Source organism: Mediterraneibacter sp. (assembly GCF_030825015.1).
Taxonomy (GTDB): domain Bacteria; phylum Bacillota; class Clostridia; order Lachnospirales; family Lachnospiraceae; genus Mediterraneibacter.
This window is the reverse complement of record NZ_JAPJQP010000002.1, coordinates 178,177-197,469: the sequence shown is the minus strand read 5'-3', so window position 1 is coordinate 197,469 and position 19,293 is coordinate 178,177. Positions and strand designations below refer to the sequence as shown.

The 19,293-nt window shown below is 43.1% G+C and carries 20 protein-coding genes; 5 read left to right on the top strand and 15 right to left on the bottom strand.

Features of this window, described 5'->3' with window-relative positions:
* Positions 1-222 precede the first annotated feature (222 nt).
* The 7 genes from trmD to RCH61_RS02595 all read right to left on the bottom strand — a co-directional run bounded on the left by trmD (position 223) and on the right by RCH61_RS02595 (position 5,052).
* Positions 223-1,002, bottom strand: coding sequence for a tRNA (guanosine(37)-N1)-methyltransferase TrmD (gene trmD / locus RCH61_RS02625; RefSeq protein WP_178007415.1), 780 nt, complete (start codon positions 1,000-1,002; stop codon positions 223-225).
* Between the two features lie 26 nt (positions 1,003-1,028).
* The gene (rimM, locus tag RCH61_RS02620) at positions 1,029-1,535 is read right to left on the bottom strand and encodes a ribosome maturation factor RimM (protein ID WP_306479791.1); all 507 of its coding nucleotides are present in this window, start codon (positions 1,533-1,535) and stop codon (positions 1,029-1,031) included.
* Between the two features lie 175 nt (positions 1,536-1,710).
* The gene (locus tag RCH61_RS02615) at positions 1,711-1,938 is read right to left on the bottom strand and encodes a KH domain-containing protein (protein ID WP_178006255.1); all 228 of its coding nucleotides are present in this window, start codon (positions 1,936-1,938) and stop codon (positions 1,711-1,713) included.
* Between the two features lie 23 nt (positions 1,939-1,961).
* The gene (rpsP, locus tag RCH61_RS02610) at positions 1,962-2,207 is read right to left on the bottom strand and encodes a 30S ribosomal protein S16 (RefSeq protein WP_004845380.1); all 246 of its coding nucleotides are present in this window, start codon (positions 2,205-2,207) and stop codon (positions 1,962-1,964) included.
* Positions 2,208-2,265: 58 nt separating this feature from the next.
* Positions 2,266-3,627 carry a signal recognition particle protein gene (gene ffh, locus RCH61_RS02605; RefSeq protein ID WP_178006256.1) on the bottom strand — a complete coding sequence of 454 codons (1,362 nt, stop codon included), beginning with the start codon at positions 3,625-3,627 and terminating at the stop codon, positions 2,266-2,268.
* Between the two features lie 73 nt (positions 3,628-3,700).
* A complete protein-coding gene (ylxM, locus tag RCH61_RS02600) occupies positions 3,701-4,051 on the bottom strand; it encodes a YlxM family DNA-binding protein (protein WP_178006257.1) in 351 nt (116 codons plus the stop codon).
* An 83-nt stretch (positions 4,052-4,134) separates the two neighbouring features.
* Positions 4,135-5,052, bottom strand: a complete 918-nt coding sequence (locus RCH61_RS02595; RefSeq protein ID WP_178006258.1) for a S8 family peptidase — start codon at positions 5,050-5,052, stop codon at positions 4,135-4,137.
* A gap of 117 nt (positions 5,053-5,169) precedes the next feature.
* On the opposite strand from RCH61_RS02595, the gene RCH61_RS02590 reads away from it, so the two are divergent.
* Positions 5,170-5,406 carry a chorion class high-cysteine HCB protein 13 gene (locus tag RCH61_RS02590; RefSeq protein ID WP_306479790.1) on the top strand — a complete coding sequence of 79 codons (237 nt, stop codon included), beginning with the start codon at positions 5,170-5,172 and terminating at the stop codon, positions 5,404-5,406.
* Positions 5,407-5,571: 165 nt separating this feature from the next.
* Here RCH61_RS02590 and RCH61_RS02585 read toward each other — a convergent pair whose 3' ends face one another.
* Positions 5,572-5,721, bottom strand: a complete 150-nt coding sequence (locus RCH61_RS02585; protein WP_178007193.1) for a hypothetical protein — start codon at positions 5,719-5,721, stop codon at positions 5,572-5,574.
* Between the two features lie 134 nt (positions 5,722-5,855).
* Between RCH61_RS02585 and RCH61_RS02580 the strand changes: the two genes are divergently transcribed.
* Positions 5,856-6,434: a hypothetical protein gene (locus RCH61_RS02580; RefSeq protein WP_306479789.1), complete on the top strand. Its 579-nt coding sequence runs from the start codon at positions 5,856-5,858 to the stop codon at positions 6,432-6,434.
* An 87-nt stretch (positions 6,435-6,521) separates the two neighbouring features.
* Positions 6,522-6,809, top strand: coding sequence for a hypothetical protein (locus RCH61_RS02575; RefSeq protein WP_178007195.1), 288 nt, complete (start codon positions 6,522-6,524; stop codon positions 6,807-6,809).
* 12 nt (positions 6,810-6,821) lie between these two features.
* Here the strand turns inward: RCH61_RS02575 and RCH61_RS02570 are convergent, their stop codons facing one another.
* Positions 6,822-7,298, bottom strand: coding sequence for an acyl-CoA thioesterase (locus RCH61_RS02570; protein WP_178007197.1), 477 nt, complete (start codon positions 7,296-7,298; stop codon positions 6,822-6,824).
* 149 nt (positions 7,299-7,447) lie between these two features.
* Here RCH61_RS02570 and RCH61_RS02565 point away from each other — a divergent pair, with 149 nt between their 5' ends.
* The gene (locus RCH61_RS02565) at positions 7,448-8,170 is read left to right on the top strand and encodes a tRNA pseudouridine synthase A (RefSeq protein ID WP_306479788.1); all 723 of its coding nucleotides are present in this window, start codon (positions 7,448-7,450) and stop codon (positions 8,168-8,170) included.
* A 19-nt stretch (positions 8,171-8,189) separates the two neighbouring features.
* Here RCH61_RS02565 and feoB read toward each other — a convergent pair whose 3' ends face one another.
* Entirely contained in the window at positions 8,190-10,526 is a 2,337-nt protein-coding gene (gene feoB / locus RCH61_RS02560; protein WP_306479787.1) for a ferrous iron transport protein B, read from the bottom strand.
* Positions 10,527-10,697: 171 nt separating this feature from the next.
* On the opposite strand from feoB, the gene RCH61_RS02555 reads away from it, so the two are divergent.
* Positions 10,698-11,570 carry an AraC family transcriptional regulator gene (locus RCH61_RS02555; RefSeq protein ID WP_178007752.1) on the top strand — a complete coding sequence of 291 codons (873 nt, stop codon included), beginning with the start codon at positions 10,698-10,700 and terminating at the stop codon, positions 11,568-11,570.
* A 129-nt stretch (positions 11,571-11,699) separates the two neighbouring features.
* Here RCH61_RS02555 and RCH61_RS02550 read toward each other — a convergent pair whose 3' ends face one another.
* From RCH61_RS02550 to RCH61_RS02530, 5 genes are all read right to left on the bottom strand, one after another.
* A complete protein-coding gene (locus tag RCH61_RS02550) occupies positions 11,700-15,302 on the bottom strand; it encodes a fibronectin type III domain-containing protein (RefSeq protein WP_178007753.1) in 3,603 nt (1,200 codons plus the stop codon).
* Positions 15,303-15,372: 70 nt separating this feature from the next.
* On the bottom strand, positions 15,373-16,152 hold the full coding sequence (locus RCH61_RS02545) for a hypothetical protein (protein WP_306479786.1): 780 nt from the start codon (positions 16,150-16,152) through the stop codon (positions 15,373-15,375).
* Between the two features lie 98 nt (positions 16,153-16,250).
* On the bottom strand, positions 16,251-16,784 hold the full coding sequence (locus RCH61_RS02540) for a phosphatase PAP2 family protein (protein ID WP_306479785.1): 534 nt from the start codon (positions 16,782-16,784) through the stop codon (positions 16,251-16,253).
* Complete coding sequence (locus RCH61_RS02535) at positions 16,785-17,918, bottom strand: cobalt-precorrin 5A hydrolase (protein ID WP_306479784.1); 1,134 nt, start codon at positions 17,916-17,918, stop codon at positions 16,785-16,787.
* A 139-nt stretch (positions 17,919-18,057) separates the two neighbouring features.
* Positions 18,058-19,230: an iron-containing alcohol dehydrogenase gene (locus RCH61_RS02530; RefSeq protein ID WP_306479783.1), complete on the bottom strand. Its 1,173-nt coding sequence runs from the start codon at positions 19,228-19,230 to the stop codon at positions 18,058-18,060.
* Positions 19,231-19,293: the final 63 nt, after the last annotated feature.

Sequence of the window (19,293 nt, the reverse complement as noted above, 5' to 3'; positions counted from 1 at the left end):
GCAACAAAGAGACTCCCGTCTCCGGCAATCCCCAAAAAAGTCTACCCTCTGCTTCTTTCATTTTCAAGCTGTTAAAAATTTTTCGTTAAAAAGTGTAACAAATACCAATTCGTACCCCTTATCACATTTTCTATCCCTTTATCAATTCTTCTGTTTTTATTATCAAAGTCACTTTATCGTTCTATCTTATGCTGTTCTTTCATTTCCGACTGACTTCCTTCTTTAATTGTCCTCGTCTTCTTTCACTTCTTCCTGCGCTGTTTTCTCCTTAACAGTCTCTTCCAGCCACTTTTTTTCTTTCCATGTCAGCGTACTTTTCTCCAGAAGATCCGGCCTTCTTTCGTACGTCCGCAAAATCGACTGTTCCCTGCGCCATTTCTCAATGTTCGCATGATGTCCCGATAAAAGCACCGGAGGTACTTTCTTCCCATGCCATTCTTCCGGTCTGGAATACTGCGGATATTCCAGCAAATTATCCTGAAAAGACTCAAATTCCGCCGAGACGTCATTGTGCAGCACACCGGGCACAAGTCTTGAGATCGTATCGACCATAACCATTGCCGGGAGCTCCCCTCCGGTAAGAACATAATCACCTATCGAAACATAGTCTGTCACGATCTCCTCCAAAACCCGCTCGTCAATCCCTTCATAATGTCCGCACAACAAGACAAGATCTTCTTCTGCCGCCAGTTCTTCCGCCATCTTTTGATCAAACGTCTTCCCCTGCGGAGAAAGATAGACAACACGGAGTTTCTTATCCTCTCTTTTGATTCGTTCCTTAATCTCTTTATACGCCAAATATACAGGCTCAGCCTGCATCAGCATTCCCGCGCCTCCGCCGTACGGATAATCATCCACGCTCTGATGCTTATTAAAGGCAAAATCCCGGATATTAACCGCTTCGATCGACAGCAGTCCCGCATCGACCGCCCGCCCGATAATACTCGTTTTCAGTCCATTTTCAACCATTTCAGGAAACAACGTAAGTATATGAAAGTTCATTCGTCTGTTTCTCCTAACTCTAAAATCTATCCGATCAGACCTTCTAAAAGCCGAATCTGCATTTTCCCGTTTTCTACATCGACCTCTTCGATACATTGCCGGATTGCCGGCACAAGCACTTCTCCGTGCGCGTCAGAATCAATGATATACACTTCGTTTGCCCCTGTCTCCATCACATCTTTTACAACGCCGAAATGTCCTTCTTGTGTAAACACATCCATACCGATCAGGTCTGCGATATAATATTCATTTTCCTCAAGACGCACCGCATCTTCCCGATTCACAAAAAGAGCGCCGCCTTTATATTGTTCTACATCGTTGATATTATCAATTCCTTTAAACTTAACGATCACAAATTGCTTAAAAAACCGGACTGACTGGATCTCCATCTCAATCTGTCGTTTTCCCATATCTAAAATCACTTTTTTCAGTTTCTTAAACCGCGCCGGATCGTCTGTCGTCGGAAACACTTTTACCTCACCCCGAATACCGTGGGTAGAAGTAATCGCTCCCACCTGCAAAAACTGTTCCATATTTTTCTCCTTGCTCCAACCTTTTTCCTGCTGTTACGTCAATTCTATCAATCAAACGAAATATCGCATTGAAACTTCCATTCTCCCGCGATCATCCCGTATCTATATACTGATAAGTAATATAAGAAAAGGGGCAGGCTGTTCTTACCGAACGCTGTCCCTCTTGCTTTCTTAATTACATAATATCGACAACTACTTTTTTGTCTTCTTTTGCCGCTGCCGCCTTCACAACAGAACGGATTGCTTTTGCGATACGGCCCTGTTTGCCGATCACTTTTCCCATGTCGCCTTCTGCGACATGAAGCTCAAGCACTACGGTACGTCCTTCGTCTTTTTCGTTAACAGAAACTTCTTCAGGATGATCTACAAGCGCTTTTGCTATCACCTCAACTAATTCTTTCATCTGTACGCACCTCCGCGGACATCTTATTTTTCGATTCCTGCTGCCTTGAAGATCTTTCCTACTACTTCTGTCGGCTGTGCGCCATTGTTGAGCCATTTTTTAGCAAGCTCTTCATCTACTTTAAACTCGCTCGGATCTTTTGTCGGATCGTATGTTCCGATCTCCTCGATAAATCTTCCGTCTCTCGGGGATCTTGAATCAGCTACCACGATTCTATAAAAAGGAGCTTTCTTCTGTCCCATTCTTCTTAATCTGATCTTTACTGCCATTTTTTCCACCTCTGTTTTTCTTTCTTAATTTGTTTTGTTATTGTTTGTTATCTATGTGTTAAAAGGGAAGTCTGAATCTGCCCTTCTTACCACCTTTACCGCCCATCATGCCCGGAAGTTTTTTCATCATCTTCCGAGACTCATTAAATTGTTTTACCATGCGGTTTACTTCGGAGATATCCACCCCTGCACCTTTTGCTATCCGATGTTTTCTGGAAGGATTCAAAAGATCCGGATTCTTTCTCTCTTCCGGGGTCATTGAATATATAATCGCTTCCATACGAGCCATCTTCTTATCATTTTCCGGCGAATCCAAATCCGGCAGTTTGTTCTTTCCGCCTAATCCGCCCAAACCCGGCATCATACTCATAATACTTGACAGACCGCCCATCTTACGCATCTGTTCCATACTCATCAGATAATCTTCAAAGTCGAACTGCGCCTTTTTCATCTTGTCTGCCATCTGCATCGCTTTCTCTTCATCAAGCTCTGCGCCGGCTTTCTCGATCAATGTCAGTACGTCTCCCATTCCGAGAATTCGAGATGCCATCCTGTCCGGATAAAACTGTTCCAGATCAGAGAGCTTCTCACCCATACCGACATAGAGGATCGGTCTTCCGGTCACTGCCTTAATGGACAGCGCCGCACCGCCTCTCGTATCACCGTCTAATTTCGTGACGATCACACCGTCTATTCCTATTTTATTATGAAAGGATTCGGCTACATTGACCGCATCCTGACCTGTCATTGCATCTACAACCAAAATCGTCTGATGAACTTCTACCGCCTGTTTGATCTCCTGAAGTTCCGCCATCATCTCTTCGTCAATATGAAGACGTCCCGCGGTATCAAGGATTACGATATTGTTGCCGTTTTTCTGTGCATGGACAAGAGCCGCCTTTGCAATATCAGCCGGACGGTTTTTATCGCCCATTGAAAACACTTCCACGCCCTGCTTTTCACCATTGATCTGAAGCTGTTTGATCGCAGCCGGACGATAAACGTCACAGGCAACAAGAAGCGGTTTCTTTCCTTTTAATTTATATTTTCCCGCCAGTTTTGCCGTTGTCGTCGTCTTACCTGCTCCCTGAAGACCTGCCATCATGATCACCGTGATCGCACTTCCCGGCTGCAGCTTGATCTCTGTCGTCTCAGATCCCATCAGCTTCACAAGCTCTTCGTTTACGATCTTGATCACCATCTGTCCCGGATTCAGTCCGTTCATAACATCCTGACCGACAGCTCTTTCCTGAACGTCTTTTACAAATTTTTTTACGACTTTAAAATTGACATCCGCCTCAAGAAGCGCCATCTTAACTTCCCTCAGCGCAGCCTTCACATCATCCTCTGTGAGACGGCCTTTGCTGCGAAGGTTTCTGAATACATTTTGTAATTTCTCTGTTAAGCTGTCAAATGCCATTGTCTGACTCCTCTACCTTTTCCTTCCGCATCTATTTGAAACACACTCTGTTTTCAGCTGCAAATAAGTGCATCTACAACTCTTCGATAATCGTTGCCGACAACTTACGGATGCGCTGTATGATCTCTTCCGGATCTTCTTTCTTTTCTTCCCACTCTTTCAGCACCCCGTCAATGCGGGATACCTGCTCTTTCACGGCAAGAAATTTTTCCACGAGATGAAGTTTTCGTTCATATTCTTCCAGTGATTTGGCGCAGCGTTTCACAATATCATGAACACCCTGCCGACTAATCCCCGCATCCGCCGCGATCTCTCCTAAAGAAAGATCGTCTAACACAAACTGTTCGTAGATTTCTTTCTGATGCGCGGTCAAAAGTTCACCGTAAAAATCATATAATAATGCCTGTTCTAAAATTTTATCCATTCTTGTCACCTCTGCAATCATACACGAAACCTTTCTTTGTGTCAAGTATTTTTTCTTTACACTTTATCTTTTTCTCACAAATATCATTTCATCAACCGCCCTACATGAAGCATTCCCCATCCGGCTTCTGTTCCTTTTATTTTTACACAGGCTTCTCTTAGCTTCAGCTTTACTTCCACATTCGTCATATCAGGATATTTCGACAGCAGGCAGGCGACAGCGCCCGAGACAACCGGAGCCGCCATTGATGTCCCTGTCTTCATTATATAAGGATGTTCTCCCGTAAACCCATACATACTGTTACAGCTTATGACTCCTGTTCCCGGAGCAAATACATCCGGCTTTACAACACATTCCAATGTCGGACCTCTCCCCGAATAATTCAGGCTTTTCCTGCTCTTTCTTGAATATGGAATACTGCTGTCCGGCACGCCAACTGTAATCACCTTTCTGCTGTTTCCCGGCACTGCGACCGTTCCTTCTTCCGGTCCGTAATTTCCGGCAGACACAACAACGATGAGGCCGCAGTCCCAAAGAGATTCCACCGCATCCAACAGCATCATCTTTTGTTTCTGCGCAAGTCCGGGTTGTGTACCGACAGAAATATTCACAATTCGGATCCCGTACCGTTTCCTCTCCTCTAAAATCCACTCAATCCCTTTCAATACATGAGAAACATCTCCGTTTCCGTCTTTATCAAGAACTTTACCGACAACAAGCTCTGCTTTGGGAGCCATTCCCGCATATACTCCGGAAGACACTTTCCCGCTTCCGCACAAAATTCCTGACACATGAGTTCCGTGCCCACTGTCATCATAACCGTTGTCACCTGATCGACTCTCTTCTTTTGTGAAATCACAAAACTGCACAATGCGCCCTGCCAGATCAGGATGCCCCGCCACTCCTGTATCCAGCAGCGCCGCACAGATTCCCTGCCCCATATATTCCCCAGTCATCATATCGTCACACCAATATCCAACCGATTGTTTTACCCATTTCATAAGAAATCCTTTTTTATTCAGAATATTCCCAATGCGAAACTTTTGCCCCTCAGGAACACTTTTCCTCTGCCGGCATAATATAGAACTGTAAACACTAATTAATTCGGAGGTTTTAACATGAGTGATTTAACAGCTACTAACTGCGGATGCGGATGCGAAAACGGAAACGGTATGTCTTCTTGCCTTTGGATCATCCTTCTCCTTGCATGCTGCGGCGGATGCGGAAACATGAACAGTGGATGCGGAAACGGATGCGGAAATGACAGTTGTCTTTGGATCATCCTGCTTCTTTTCTTCTGCGGCGGCAACAGCTTCGGCGGCGGATGCGGATCGAACTGCGGATGCGGATGCTAATCTGAATTTTCCTTCTGTCTTCAATCACCGGAAGTGCCAAAAGGCACATTCCGGGATTGTAAGCGGTCGCCAAGGTCTCGGGAAAGCCCGGACTTTGGCTCGTCACCATACAAGAAAGATGCGCGGTTTCTTCCGCGCATCTTTCTTGTATGCATTGTTCTTTTTTTATTTTTCATTTTCTTTCTCTTTCATTCCTTCTTTCTTTTTCCCTTCTTCTTTTGTCATTTTCTCTTCACTTTCAAGTTTTCTTTTCAACATACACTGTTCATCGATCTCATACACCGCATTGCCGTCAATAATCAATTTCCTTGACATATTCATTTCCTTTCTTGTACCCATTCTCTACTATTTTATGAAATATTTTCTAAAAAGTAACATTCCCATAATACATATTTCTATACAAAGTCACATATATATTTACAACGCTATACATCGGAGCATTTCAGAAAATGGATCAAGACCACTCGGAACGAATGACACCTTTTGATGTGCTTGTCACATCACCGCCCCTTCAGATCATGAAGCTGTTCATCCCATACACCCCTTTTCCCGGGCGTCGGATGCTGGCTTCTTTCATCAAGTTTACTGAACTTCAAAAAACGATCCGCCTCTTCGGACACGACTGCCGGACAGATCCTTTTTCTAAAGAAGGGACGGGACAAAGCGCAGCCTCTCCAACAGATCTCATCGACAACCTTCGTCCTTATCTGAATCCAAAAGATGCCGAGATGCTGGACACACTCATTCAGTTAAAAGAAATGATGGCGTTTATGGAGATGATGCAGCCACCGCAAGATGCCTCTTTCCAGCCGGCTGATCTTTTCTCCGGAGCATTTTCTTCGGATTTTCAGGAACAATTCCGCATGTACAGCGATCTCTTTTCATCCGCTTTTCAAAATACCGAACATGACACGGCAGCGACACAGACTGACTCCGATCCAGATTGCACATGCAAAGCCGAAGAATATGTTAAAGAAGATTCGGAAGAAAACACCAAAGAAAGCTCCGAAAACTATGACAAAAACTGATAAAAACCGACACAAACCGACAGAAACCGACAGAAATCATACAGAAACTATTTCGAATTCAAAATCAAAAAGGAAAGGAACGTCAATATGAATGAATGGATGAACAATCCTGCGATGAAAAATATAGATCCCATAAAATTAGAACTGATCAAAACCGCCGCCTCCAAGACTTCCGGAAAATCAGGAAAAGAATTAGCACCCGTCATGATGGCGCTTATCAGCGGAGCCAACAAACAGGGGATTCGATTTACCCCAGAAGAAATGACTTTAATTCTTGAGATTTTAAAAGAAGGTAAAAGTAAAGAAGAGCGAGAGCAAATTGACCGCACGATCAATATGGCATCCTCGCTCTTCCGAAAACACAACGGAAAATAGACTGTTTCTTTATTAAAACCCTTCTTCCTTACGCCGCATCCGCATCTCCCGGCGTTTCTCCGCCGCCTTCCACTCCGCGCGCTGCGCTTCCGTCTCCAGAACCAGTCGGGGCACTTGCTTTGGTTTATCATTCTCATCTAACGCCACCATTGTAAAATACGCGCGGTTGATGGGACGGCGCATCCCATCTTCCATATGTTCCACATAAGTATCTACACGCACCTCCATAGATGTCGTACCTACATATGTCGCTTTTCCGATCACGACAACCATCTCGCCTTTGTATGCTCCTTGTATAAACCGAAGATTATCTACGGATGCAGTAATGACATTGGATCTCGTATGCCGCTTTGCTACCATACCCGCCACTTCATCAAGCCACTGCATCAGCATACCTCCGAAAAGACGCCCTGCTGCATTGAGATGATTCGGTCTTACGATATGCACTGTTTCCACTTGAGAATCTTCTACTCTTCTTTCTTCTATCATCCTTTTCTCCATTCTTCAACTCATCAGATTTTATGTAGCCAGTATATCATAAACGGCAAATAAAATCACCCCTGTACATTCCGCTCCTCATCCGATACACTATTATACAGAAATACGATCTACAAATACGCCAAGCAAAGGAGTACCTTATGCCGAATATAAAACTGACTCTTCAATACGATGGAACACGCTATTTAGGATGGACGCGCCCCGCCTCTGACGGATATGCAAAAACAGTCTCCTGCCGGATTTGCTCTGTTTTAAAAAAAATGACAGGAGAAGACGTTCTCCTTTTTGCAGGTGCGAAAACAGCTCCCAAAGTTCACGCGCTCTGCCAGACAGTCAATTTTCATACTGAGAGTTCTTTTTCCGATACATATTTTTTAGAAAAATTAAACGAATACCTTCCGAAAGATATTCGTGTCTTAAGTTGTGAAATTGTGTCCGATCGTTTCCGAGCAGATCTTAATGCTGTCTCAAAAACCTATATATACCGCATCAGCGTTTCCCCTGATGGCAATCTGTTCACAAGGGATTACACCGCGCATCCAGATCGAAAAATTTCCAATGCAGATCTTGACGCCATGAAAGAAGCGGCGGACAGTCTCATAGGGATTCATGATTTCCGCACGTTCTCTGCGGTAAAAAAGAAGAAAGGAACTGTCAAAGAAATTTTCGACATTTCTTTCTCTGAACAAAAAGATTTAACAGGCGGTCTGTCGCCCGTTCTTACAATCAAAATCTGTGCAAATGATTTTCTCTATCAGATGCCTGAACGCATTATCGAATTTCTCATTCAAAAAGGAGCGGAGAAAAAGTTCCACTGTGATCCATCGGGACTTTTTCTCCACTCCATTGCCTATCCTGATTAATTTATTTTTACTTTTCTTTTTAAAAGAGTATCGCAATGGCATGCACTGCAAATGCCGCAAGCCATGCGATCACACATTGACCGACCACAACGAAAACCGCCCATTTTGTGCCAAGCTCACGCTTGATCGATGCAACCGCCGCAACACACGGTGTATATAGCAGGCAGAATACAAGAAGCGCCGCAGCGCCGGCTGCCGAGATCGTTCCAAGAAGCACTTCCGTCGTTCCAAACAGTACCGTCAATGTGGAAACGACACTTTCCTTTGCCATAAATCCGGTGACAAGCGCCGTCGATATTCTCCAGTCTCCGAATCCAAGCGGAGCGAAAATCGGAGCTACTGCCCCTGCGATCATTGCAAGAATACTGTCTTTTGAATCTGTTACCATGTTGAAGCTTATATCAAAGCTTTGTAAAAACCAAATGATGATCGTCGCCACAAAAATCACTGTAAACGCTCTTTGCAGGAAATCTTTTGCCTTTTCCCATAACAACTGTCCGACATTTTTCATTCCCGGTAAACGATAATTCGGAAGTTCCATAACAAATGGTACCGGTTCTCCTTTAAACATCGTTCCTTTAAACAAAAGCGCCATTATAATTCCCATAACAATTCCAAGCATATAAAGTCCGATCATCACAAGAGCGGCATGATTCGGAAAGAATACAGCCGTAAAAAACGCATAGATCGGAAGCTTTGCCGTACAGCTCATAAATGGAGTCAGCAAGATCGTCATCTTCCGATCTCTCTCTGACGGCAGCGTTCTGCTTGCCATAACGCCGGGAACCGTACAGCCGAAACCGATCAGCATAGGAACGATACTTCTTCCCGATAACCCCAGCTTTCGAAGCAGTTTGTCCATAATAAAAGCGACTCTTGCCATATATCCGCTGTCCTCCAGTAAAGAAAGGAAGAAAAACAGCGTCACGATAATCGGCAGGAAACTAAGCACTCCTCCTACTCCGTTGAAAATGCCGTCAATAACAAGGGAATGGATCGCTTCATTCACCCCTGCCAGCGTCATTGCCCGATCCACAACTTCAGTCAAATATCCGATCCCCATCTCCAGCAAAGACTGCAGTCCGGCGCCAATCACGTTAAACGTCAGCCAGAATACAATACCCATAATCGCGATAAACGCCGGAATCCCGGTATATTTTCCGGTCAGTATCCGGTCGATGCGTTTACTTCTTAGACGTTCCTTACTTTCATGAGGTTTTACAACCGTTGTTTCACACACTTCTGTTATGTAAGAAAATCGCATATCCGCAACGGCAGACGCACGGTCAAACCCGCTTTCCTCTTCTGTCTGGACAACGATATGCTCCAACATCTCTTTCTCGTTCTGACTTAAGTTCAATTTCCCGGCGATCTTCTCATCACCTTCCATAATCTTGCCCGCCGCAAACCGAAGCGGAATTCCGGCTTTCTGAGCATGATCGTCAATCAGATGCATAACCGCATGAAGTCCTCTGTGAATTCCACTTTCTGTATCCGCGCAGAAATCCTGCTTTCTGGGACTTTCCTGATATTTTGCAACATGCACTGCATGTTTTACAAGCTCCTCGATTCCTTCTCCTTTTGCCGCCGAAATCGGTACAACCGGCACTCCGAGAAACGCTTCCATCTCGTTGACATGAACACTGCCTCCATTTTCCCGCAATTCGTCCATCATATTCAGCGCGACAACCATCGGCATATCTAATTCCATCAACTGCATCGTCAGATACAGATTTCTCTCCATGTTCGTCGCATCAACAATATTGATAATCCCCTTCGGTTTTTCATTCAGCAAAAATTCCCGCGTAACAATCTCCTCGCTGCTGTAAGGAGACATGGAATAGATGCCCGGAAGATCTGTAATCAATGTATTTTTATAGCCTTTGATCACACCGTCTTTCCGGTCTACCGTCACGCCCGGAAAATTTCCGACATGCTGATTCGCTCCTGTCAGTTGATTAAACAACGTCGTTTTTCCACAATTTTGATTGCCGACAAGGGCAAATGTCAACACCTCGCTGTCCGCCAGAGGATTTTCCGTTTCTTTCTCATGATACTTTCCACCCTCTCCGTACCCCGGATGGACAGCGGATTTTCTCTTTACTTTTCTCTCTTTTTGTTTTTCTTCTGCCTTAATTTCTTTTACTTCTATTTTCTCTGCATCATCCAAGCGGATCGTCAGCTCGTATCCGTGTATTTTCAGCTCGATCGGATCTCCCATCGGAGCATATTTCACAACCGTTACTTCCGCACCCCTGATCAGCCCCATATCCAAAAAGTGCTGTCTGAGCGCTCCGCTGCCTCCCACAGACAGGATGATCCCCTTCTGTCCGATGCCAAGTTCTTTTAATGTCATTCTTTTCACTCCTCATCTTATAGTAAGTGTCAACTAACATTATAGCAGAAAATTTGAAAAAGGGGAGTTTTTTTGATATAATGAAAATATACACTTGTAAACTTATATCGTTTATTATAGCTCATTTACAAATCCATGATTTAATAAGTACAATAATCTAAGAGGTTTCTCATGAACGTATTGCAAAAAAACAACACCAATTTACTAGAATCAATTTCTTTATCCGCCCCGATCTTATCCGGTGCAGTTATTACATCCCAATCTGCCGGATACACTTTTCCGCATCACCTGCATTCCACGATCGAGATTTACTGCATTCTTTCAGGAGAATGCCAAATGGATATTCAATCCGAAACACTCCATTGTACACAAGGCGAGGTTATTATGATACTGCCTAATATCGTTCACTCCTTTTATCTAGATAAAAAAACTGATTGTACATTCAAACATATTCATTTTGATCCATCTATATTTTCAAATATCATTTTGGAAAACGAAGGCGTCCATCCGATCACATTAATGCATGCGATCTTATTTTCTTCACATTTTTATTATCGTTTTTCATCAGACACTATAATCAATGGCATACTTGATAAATTGATTGATCTTTACACTGCCTCCAACAGCCTGTTTTCTGCTGCCAACATTAATGTTTCTCTAATCAATTTAATGCTGTATATACTGGATCACACAACGCCGACTCAGCCTTTTTCTAATCCGCAGCTTCAGAACAGTTATGTCGCTTATACACTGAGTTACATTGAAGAGCATTATGCCGAAAAGATCAAACAGGACGATATTGCATCCCAGCTCCATATATCCATTCGCTATTTAAGCAAACTGTTCAAGGAACATATCGGCATTACGCTTTCCAACTATATTAATGTGTACCGCATAAACCATTCAATCAGTCTGATGCACGACCCTAGACTGTCATTGACTGAAATAGCGCTTCAATCTGGATTTACAAATTCCCAACACTACTCAAGAGTATTTCGTGACTGCGTAAACACAACGCCATCACAATATCGCAAATTAATTTAATCACCGGAAGTGCCAAAAGGCACATTCCGGGATTGTAAGCGATCGCCATTGCAAAAAACGGTTTTGAAACAGACTTTCATCTTTTCAAAACCGTTTTTCTTCTTTATCATAACTTATTTATATTTCTTTTTATCTATATTTCCCTCTTTTTAAAACCACGGACACTGCGGACACAGATATAAGAATTCCTGCTGCCCATACAAATACGCTTCCATGATCCCCTGTTTTCACCGCTTCTGTTTTACAGATGCTATCTTTATCATCCGGGGTTGGAGCTGGTTCCGGAGTCGGTGTCGGTTCCTCTTTTTCCGATTCGGTTTTCAATGTCTTAAATGTTTCTTTTTCAGATTTTTCAGACTCATTTCCATCTGCATCTACTGCCGTGATCTGTACCGAATACTGTGTATCTGCTTTTAGATTCTTAAGATCATATGATGTTGATACAATCAGTTCTTTATTCAGCTTATTACCGCCTACATAAATATAATATCCAACCGCTTCTTTTCCGTCTTCCGCTTTCTCCCATGACAGCTTCGCACTTGCTTCTGTCACATCAAAAACATTTACGTTCACCGGAGCTTTCAGTTCCATCATCTCTTCCTTCTGTGTCGTAAATTTCACTTCTGCGGATTTTTCAGACTCATTTCCGGCCGCATCTACTGCCGTAATCTGTATCAGATATTCTGTGTCAGGTTCTAATTCTGTCAGTTTGTATTGCGTGTTATCGACAATAACAGTATTATGTTTTGTTCCGTTTACATATACGTTATATCCTGTCACCGCCACATTATCAAGCGCCTCGTCCCACGCAACACTTGCTTCCGTTTCTGTAATATGTGCACATCTTACATTTGCCGGAATTTCTGGAGCCTGAGTATCCGCAATTCCTTCATTAAGATACGTAATAACCGGTGTCACATGAACAGACGGCTTTGTAGGAGCTTCGTTTGAAATTGCTGTAACACGGATATAATCCCCGCGTTTCACTTCAATCTTGTCAAACGATTTCCAATCTTTTGCCTGAACTTTACTCTGTTCAAGAATAACACTTTGTTTTTCCTCATCATTCAATAACAGTTTTAATGTTACTGTTCCGCCGCTGTTTCCGTTTTGTCTCAAATACGGTTCGTCATCTTTTACATGAAATGATACGGTTCCGTCTTTTGGCACTCTATATGCCATAGCGGTAGAAACCCCTGTACTCGGAGGAGCTGAAAGAAGACCGTGTGTTTGCTCTGTCGGTGTCACATTATGATTCGCCTCATCGATTCCCGGGCCATAATATGTATTTACCATCCAGTTCGGATACTGACTGTCATACTCTTTTATCTCCGTCCACTCCCCTGATACTGCCTTCTTCTGACCAAACCATACATTTCCCTGCCGCGGTCCTGCATAATCTAAAGACCAGTTATACATATTTTTCTGTTTGATCGTATAATCGTTCGTCTTTCCGTCCTCTGCCGTAATCCGCATTGTCATTGAATCTGCAACATTTTCCTGATCTTTCAATGCAGTCTCACCGTTCACTACAGATACCTCTGCCGTATCAGCTGCTTCAACATTTTTCTTCAACTCACCAACCGTTGTCGGATTCTTCTCTGTAAACGGCACATAGATCGTCTTTTCTTTCACTTCATAATATGATAACTTCAGTTCATTATCTGAACTTGCAACTACGGTATATACAACGGATTCTTTTCCTTCACCTAAGAGAGTTACTGTCATGCCGCCTTTGATGATATCTGTATTTTCCAAAGGTCTGCCGTCTCTTGCTTTCACGGTTATCGTCACACCCGTATCTACGATAGCATTTTCACAAAACTGTTCTACTGTTGTATTTTTCGGTATATCGCTGATCGTCCTGGCATCCTGATCGATTTGGTAAACTACAGAACGAAGAACAAGATCTCCGATCACATCACTTTCTGCAGCTCCGATTTCCGGTGTTGCCGTAACTGCATGTCCGAAGAAATCATGATCGATCGAATAACCGTTACGGTCGATCACCACTTTTCCTTTATTGATCGCCGGAGAATTTTCTGCCAGCTTAAATCCGTCAAAAACTGTTGTTGCCGCCGGATCTTCATGACGTCTTGCCTGCTTATCTTCCGCTGCTTTTACCGGACCGGACTTTGCATCTACAAGAACCGGAGTTCCTTTTTCCACTTTTACAGCCGCTTTATCGTCAGGATAAGAACTCACATTATAAAACAGGTTGTTAGAATAAACTTTATTGTTACGCGGATTCCAGTTTGTAATCTGCGCCGGCTGCTCCCCATCAAAATAGAAAATATTGTTTTCCATTGTAACCGGACCGGAATCTCTGTACCAAATCGACCGGATTCCTTCTTTGATCACGAATGTATTATTATACACCTGCGTATTGCCTGAATTTCCTGCCGGATCGAGAGGCCCCATATCTTCATGTACACTGATATTGTAACGGAACGTATTGTTGATTGATTCCCCTCCGCAGAACATAATCGTACTTGCCGTATTTCCGTGGCTGTAGTTATATTGATAATTTGTGCCGTCACCATAATCCGCATCCCACGGCTGTCCGTCCCCGTTTCCTTTTGCAGCATTTAACGTCTTAAAACATTCATTATATTGGAAAACCGCATTTTTACATTTCCACGGCCATATACCTGCCGCAACTCTTCCGCCTGTATGTGTCTTTCCGGTCGGATTTCCATTCGCGTCAAGCTGTGGCTGAGGATCCGTATAATCTGTTGTATTAATCTGAGCCGCTGCATTTTCTGACACATTATACTGGATGATCGGTCTGTCAAGATACATTGTCGTAATAGCATCTCCACCGACGTTATTCAAATAATTGTTCTGAATCACAACATCTGAAGACGCATATGTTTTCATCGTCTCATCACTTAAGGCGCCGCCGTTAAATTTTGCCCATTCATATGTATATCCAACTGCAATTCCCCAACGATTTACCGTATCAAGATAGCAGTTCTGTATCGTTACATCATTATATCTGGCAATTCCCGTCGCGCTCTCATTCTCCGGTTTTTCAACAATAAAGTAAATACCGCCGTTTGTCATATGTTTATTGTAAACATTCCCAGTCACATCGTGGATATACAGATCATCCAGCACGATATGGTCAACCGTTCCTTTATTTTGAGCAACTCCGGCAACTCCTGTTCTGTCCATACATTCTGCATCATTATATTTATAATTTTTATCTTTCTCTGCGTCTGTCGCCGAATCACGGTCATTTGTAATCTCCAACCCCTCAATTTCAATATATTCTACATCTTTCAGCAGAATAGAAGAAGATACCGTCCCGTGCCACTTGTGGTTCTGATTATCAAGTTTCTGTCCGTAATTTAATTCCCACTGCCCGTGCCCATTCGTATTAATCTGCGGGCGTCCGTCTTTTTCATCTCCGTATGTAGAAATTTTAATCGGAGCGCTTTCACTGCCACTTCCTTTAATATGAAGTGCCTGATCCTCAAACACCGAACCGTTTTTCAAAAGAATCTGATCCCCGGCTCCAAGCGTAAGCTCATTCACTTTGTCCAATGTCTGAAATGCTTTTCTTTCAGAGAGTCCGTCATTTTTGTCATTTCCGTTCTCCGAATCGACATAATACGTTTTTCCCTGACGATTCTCTTCTGCCTGCGCCGTTTTGATCGGAATCATCGATCCAACAGTTGTTCCGACAAGCAAAAATGCAAGCATTCCGCTCACCCATCTTTTTTTCATACTCTTCTCCTTCCCACCCGATAAAGAGGTCAAAACGCCTTTTCATTTTCCGTCTTTCTATAGACTATTATCACTTTATAAGCTTCAAAGTAAAACGGTCTGTCGCTTCTAAATTGCCGCTCACTTTTGAATTTTCTGCCATTTGAGCGATCATGACATCATATTTTTTCTCTCGCAACTCTCTCTCAACAGCAACGCGCGCAGTCTCCAGATCAGCCTTATCTTCGCTGTCTTGAAAAATCCATTCTCCCTGACTGTAATATTCAGCTATCTCTTCTTCAGTCAGCGCCATTTCTTTTCTGTCAGTATCATTACAGTAAATTTCCTTATACATACTGATCTCATACTGCATATAACGGGCAAACGTGTATTCTTTCAGACCATAAACAACTTCCCCGGCTTCTATCTTTTTCTTTCTCTTCGCATTTTCTTTTTCCCAGCGTTTTTCAACTGCCGCAAAGCTTCCATCAGATACATCGCCGTATTCTTCTGCCAAATCATACACCGCATGAATATACTTGATCTTTTCAATCGTATTATCCGCTAAAATCTCATATCCATACTTTCCTTCATAACTTTGCTCCCAAAAATCTTCACCATATGGAGCATCATAACGCTTCTGAATCTCCATCTTCGTATCATACTTTACAAGTTCCATACAAAGCTGATATTCCTTTTTCTCAACTTTTTCTTTTCCGACTTTCAGATCAAACCGATTATTTCGGTAAACTGCCGCCGCTGCCGCAAATACCACTGCCGCTGAGAATCCTCCGATTACTGCAGCTTTGATCCAAAAACATCTGCTGAGTTTTCGTCTGCCTGCTAAGAAATGCTGATTTTTGTTTTTCATAATGTCTGTCTCCCTGCAAATGAACAGCTTTAGATTATAATAACAATTTTCTCCTCTTTCTTCTCGTCCATTTTTGTATCTTCATGAGAGCTTTTTATCTAATTCGGAACTGTCACCTTTTTCCAAAGCTTTTTTATGATTGCCATCCCCGCAAATCCTGATAGAACTCCGACAATGATTCCGCCTAAAATGTCTGTCGGATAATGAACGTACAAATACATCCTCGAAAATGCGATCAGTACAGCCACCGCACAGCTTATTTTCCAAAGCTTCTTTTCCCCTGCAAAATACAGCGCCGAAACCGCTGTAAACGATGCCGCCGTATGACCTGACGGAAAAGAGAAATCCTTCGGCGCTGTGATCAACAGGGAAACTCCTTCGTTTACATCAAACGGCCGGGTGCGGGCAACCATATTTTTTAAAATCCCGTTACATAACACAAGATCAACAATAAGCGCCACAGCAACAACTGCTCCGCTTTTTCTCGTTTTCGGAAATGCCAGCAGCACAGCCGCCAATATAATCCACAAAGCTCCGGCATCTCCAAGATGAGTAATCGCCTTCATCATCTCACTCAGAACCGGCGTATGCAGTGTCTGAAGCCAGTCTAAAAATCGTAACTCAAATGCCATTTATTTATCCTCCATATCTTTTTTCCTTCGCACGCTCATCCCCATAACTCTTCTCGCAATCGCCACAGTCATCGACTCTTCAGTCCTTTTACCTAAAATCAGTTCTGAGTATTTACAATGCTCTTTACAATAAGTCAGCGCCGCCCGCTCACACACATTGTCAACCCCTGTCACCTTCTCAACGAAAGACGAAGAAGAAGAAACCTCTTTGATCTCTTTGAGCATTTCCGCCGGATATGTCAAAAACGGAACTTGATACTTTTCTGCCAGCGAAAGAACGGCACGTTCTTCTTTTTTCAGGTCTATACTCACAATCACTTCAACCTGTTCCATATCCAGATTATTCTCTTTTAAAATTTTCAAAAGTCCTTTTTCCAAAAGTTCTTCCGATATGCCTTTCCTGCACCCAAGTCCGACAATAACATTTTTCGGCTTTAAAAGAAGGGTATTTTCATCTGCCGCAGGAAACGAATCTGAAACAACTACCCGATACCGATATTTCATCACTTCTTCTTCCGTATTACATATCCAAACTTCATCTGAAAACATTTCCTCTGAATTTTTCACTGCATTTTCTGCATATTCTCCTTCTGCATAGATTCCGATCGGCTCTTCGTCAAGCACCGCGGCGGAGATTCTTTTTGCCGCCTCCCTATCCGTAATATGCAATGCATTTTTTTTCGCAAATACATCTGCGGCAAACTTTTTCCGCACATCTGTAGCCGTCGTATGCACACTGACCGCGCCGAGCAGCTCCGCCACCTGATCCGCCAGCTCTGCCGCTCCTCCAACATGACCGGACAACAGCGGAATAACATATTGCCCCGCTTCATCCGCCACGACAACAGCCGAATCTGTGAATTTGTCTTTCACATACGGCGCGATATAACGAACTGCGATCCCTGCCGCACCGATAAACAAAAACGCACACTTTCCCCATCGTTCTTCGATCAACTGTTCTTTTCTTTTCGGAAGTTGTTTCATCCCGCACTCATCTTCTATAACATACTTTGCAGGGGCATATCCCTCACAGATATACCCCTGCATTTTTAATTTCTTATATATATATCGATTCTGTTTTGTTCCTTTTTCTGTAAAACTGAATATGACTACTTTCGTAATGCTGCCCGTCATCGCAACCTCCCCGATCTTCCCGCCTGACTTTCTGTAACATAATACAGCTGATTTTCTGCCGAATCTTTCAGCAGTTCTCCGTCAAGTATAGCATAATCGGATCAGACTGTTCAACTTTTCGTTATACGAAGCTGTTTCGTTATACGAGGCTTTCCCTGAAAATTTCAATAATTTCATTTCGATCCAGTTTCTTATATCCGGTATCAAATACGATCGTCACATCCGCAATACCTTCTATCATCTCTTCTGTCACTTTAAGTTCTGTCAGATTCATGACAAGTCCAAGCTCTTTCATCCAGCTTTCCATCGCCGCCAAACCTTCTTCTGCAATTTCCCGGTCTTCTTTTCCTGAAGTACCCACACCCCATACGTTTACTGCAAACCGTTTGAATTTTTCAAGACCATACGGCATAATATGGCGGTAATACGGAAGCGAAACTGCCGCCAGTGTCATTCCGTGTGTCGCGTTCGTATATCCTCCGACTGCCTGTCCGAGCATGTGAACCATCCAATCTGTCGATTTTCCGCATGCAACAAGCGTGTTGAGCGCCCATGTCGCCGTCCACATAATATTGCTTCTCGCTTCATAATCCTGTGGATTTTTATTTGCGATCCTGCTTGAATGGATCAGGGAACGCATCAGACCTTCGCTGATATAGTCGCTCGTGTTATCGTCTGTATCTGAAAAATACTGTTCACAGATATGATTAAAAATATCATAAATTCCGGAAACCATCTGATAATGCGGCAGTGTCATTGTAAAACGTGGATTCAAGATCGAAAATCTCGGCATGATCTTCTCATCTGCAAACACATGACCGATCTTCTGCTTCGTCTTCTCATTTGTAATAACCGATCCCGCGTTCATCTCCGATCCTGTTCCGACCATAGTCAGAACACAACCAACCGGAACGATCTCACAATCAGGCTCATCAAACCGCACAAAATATTTCTCCCACGGATCTTCCGTACAGTTCACTGATACAGACACCGCCTTAGAATAATCACATACCGATCCGCCGCCTACCGCAAGCAGCAGATCTGCATTATGATTTCTGGCAATCTCAATTCCTTCATATAATTTTGCCAAAGTCGGATTCGGCATAACCCCGGCAATCTCAGCGATATTTTTTTCATTCTTTTTTAATATATTTATTACTTTATCATAGATTCCATTTTCTTTAATCGAACCTGCACCGTAAACAAGCACAACATTTTTCCCATATTTAGGAAGCTCCTCATTCAAAAAATCAAGGGAATCTTCGCCGAAATAAAGCTTCGTAGGATTGCAGTAAACAAAATTTCCATTCATAATACATCGTCTCCTTTTCATTGACATCAATATCTTCATTTAATATCATAAAGCCTAAACCTA

What these genes read in the sequence shown, in the direction of transcription:
- RCH61_RS02535 (WP_306479784.1), bottom strand. Translation starts at nt 17,918, where the DNA reads ATGACGGGCAGCATTACGAAAGTAGTCATATTCAGTTTTACAGAAAAA.
- RCH61_RS02595 (WP_178006258.1), bottom strand. Translation starts at nt 5,052, where the DNA reads ATGAAATGGGTAAAACAATCGGTTGGATATTGGTGTGACGATATGATG.
- ylxM (WP_178006257.1), bottom strand. Translation starts at nt 4,051, where the DNA reads ATGGATAAAATTTTAGAACAGGCATTATTATATGATTTTTACGGTGAA.
- rpsP (WP_004845380.1), bottom strand. Translation starts at nt 2,207, where the DNA reads ATGGCAGTAAAGATCAGATTAAGAAGAATGGGACAGAAGAAAGCTCCT.
- RCH61_RS02555 (WP_178007752.1), top strand. Translation starts at nt 10,698, where the DNA reads ATGAACGTATTGCAAAAAAACAACACCAATTTACTAGAATCAATTTCT.
- RCH61_RS02550 (WP_178007753.1), bottom strand. Translation starts at nt 15,302, where the DNA reads ATGAAAAAAAGATGGGTGAGCGGAATGCTTGCATTTTTGCTTGTCGGA.
- RCH61_RS02580 (WP_306479789.1), top strand. Translation starts at nt 5,856, where the DNA reads ATGGATCAAGACCACTCGGAACGAATGACACCTTTTGATGTGCTTGTC.
- ffh (WP_178006256.1), bottom strand. Translation starts at nt 3,627, where the DNA reads ATGGCATTTGACAGCTTAACAGAGAAATTACAAAATGTATTCAGAAAC.
- RCH61_RS02565 (WP_306479788.1), top strand. Translation starts at nt 7,448, where the DNA reads ATGCCGAATATAAAACTGACTCTTCAATACGATGGAACACGCTATTTA.
- RCH61_RS02585 (WP_178007193.1), bottom strand. Translation starts at nt 5,721, where the DNA reads ATGTCAAGGAAATTGATTATTGACGGCAATGCGGTGTATGAGATCGAT.
- RCH61_RS02590 (WP_306479790.1), top strand. Translation starts at nt 5,170, where the DNA reads ATGAGTGATTTAACAGCTACTAACTGCGGATGCGGATGCGAAAACGGA.
- RCH61_RS02575 (WP_178007195.1), top strand. Translation starts at nt 6,522, where the DNA reads ATGAATGAATGGATGAACAATCCTGCGATGAAAAATATAGATCCCATA.
- feoB (WP_306479787.1), bottom strand. Translation starts at nt 10,526, where the DNA reads ATGACATTAAAAGAACTTGGCATCGGACAGAAGGGGATCATCCTGTCT.
- RCH61_RS02545 (WP_306479786.1), bottom strand. Translation starts at nt 16,152, where the DNA reads ATGAAAAACAAAAATCAGCATTTCTTAGCAGGCAGACGAAAACTCAGC.
- RCH61_RS02540 (WP_306479785.1), bottom strand. Translation starts at nt 16,784, where the DNA reads ATGGCATTTGAGTTACGATTTTTAGACTGGCTTCAGACACTGCATACG.
- rimM (WP_306479791.1), bottom strand. Translation starts at nt 1,535, where the DNA reads ATGGAACAGTTTTTGCAGGTGGGAGCGATTACTTCTACCCACGGTATT.
- RCH61_RS02570 (WP_178007197.1), bottom strand. Translation starts at nt 7,298, where the DNA reads ATGATAGAAGAAAGAAGAGTAGAAGATTCTCAAGTGGAAACAGTGCAT.
- trmD (WP_178007415.1), bottom strand. Translation starts at nt 1,002, where the DNA reads ATGAACTTTCATATACTTACGTTGTTTCCTGAAATGGTTGAAAATGGA.
- RCH61_RS02530 (WP_306479783.1), bottom strand. Translation starts at nt 19,230, where the DNA reads ATGAATGGAAATTTTGTTTACTGCAATCCTACGAAGCTTTATTTCGGC.
- RCH61_RS02615 (WP_178006255.1), bottom strand. Translation starts at nt 1,938, where the DNA reads ATGAAAGAATTAGTTGAGGTGATAGCAAAAGCGCTTGTAGATCATCCT.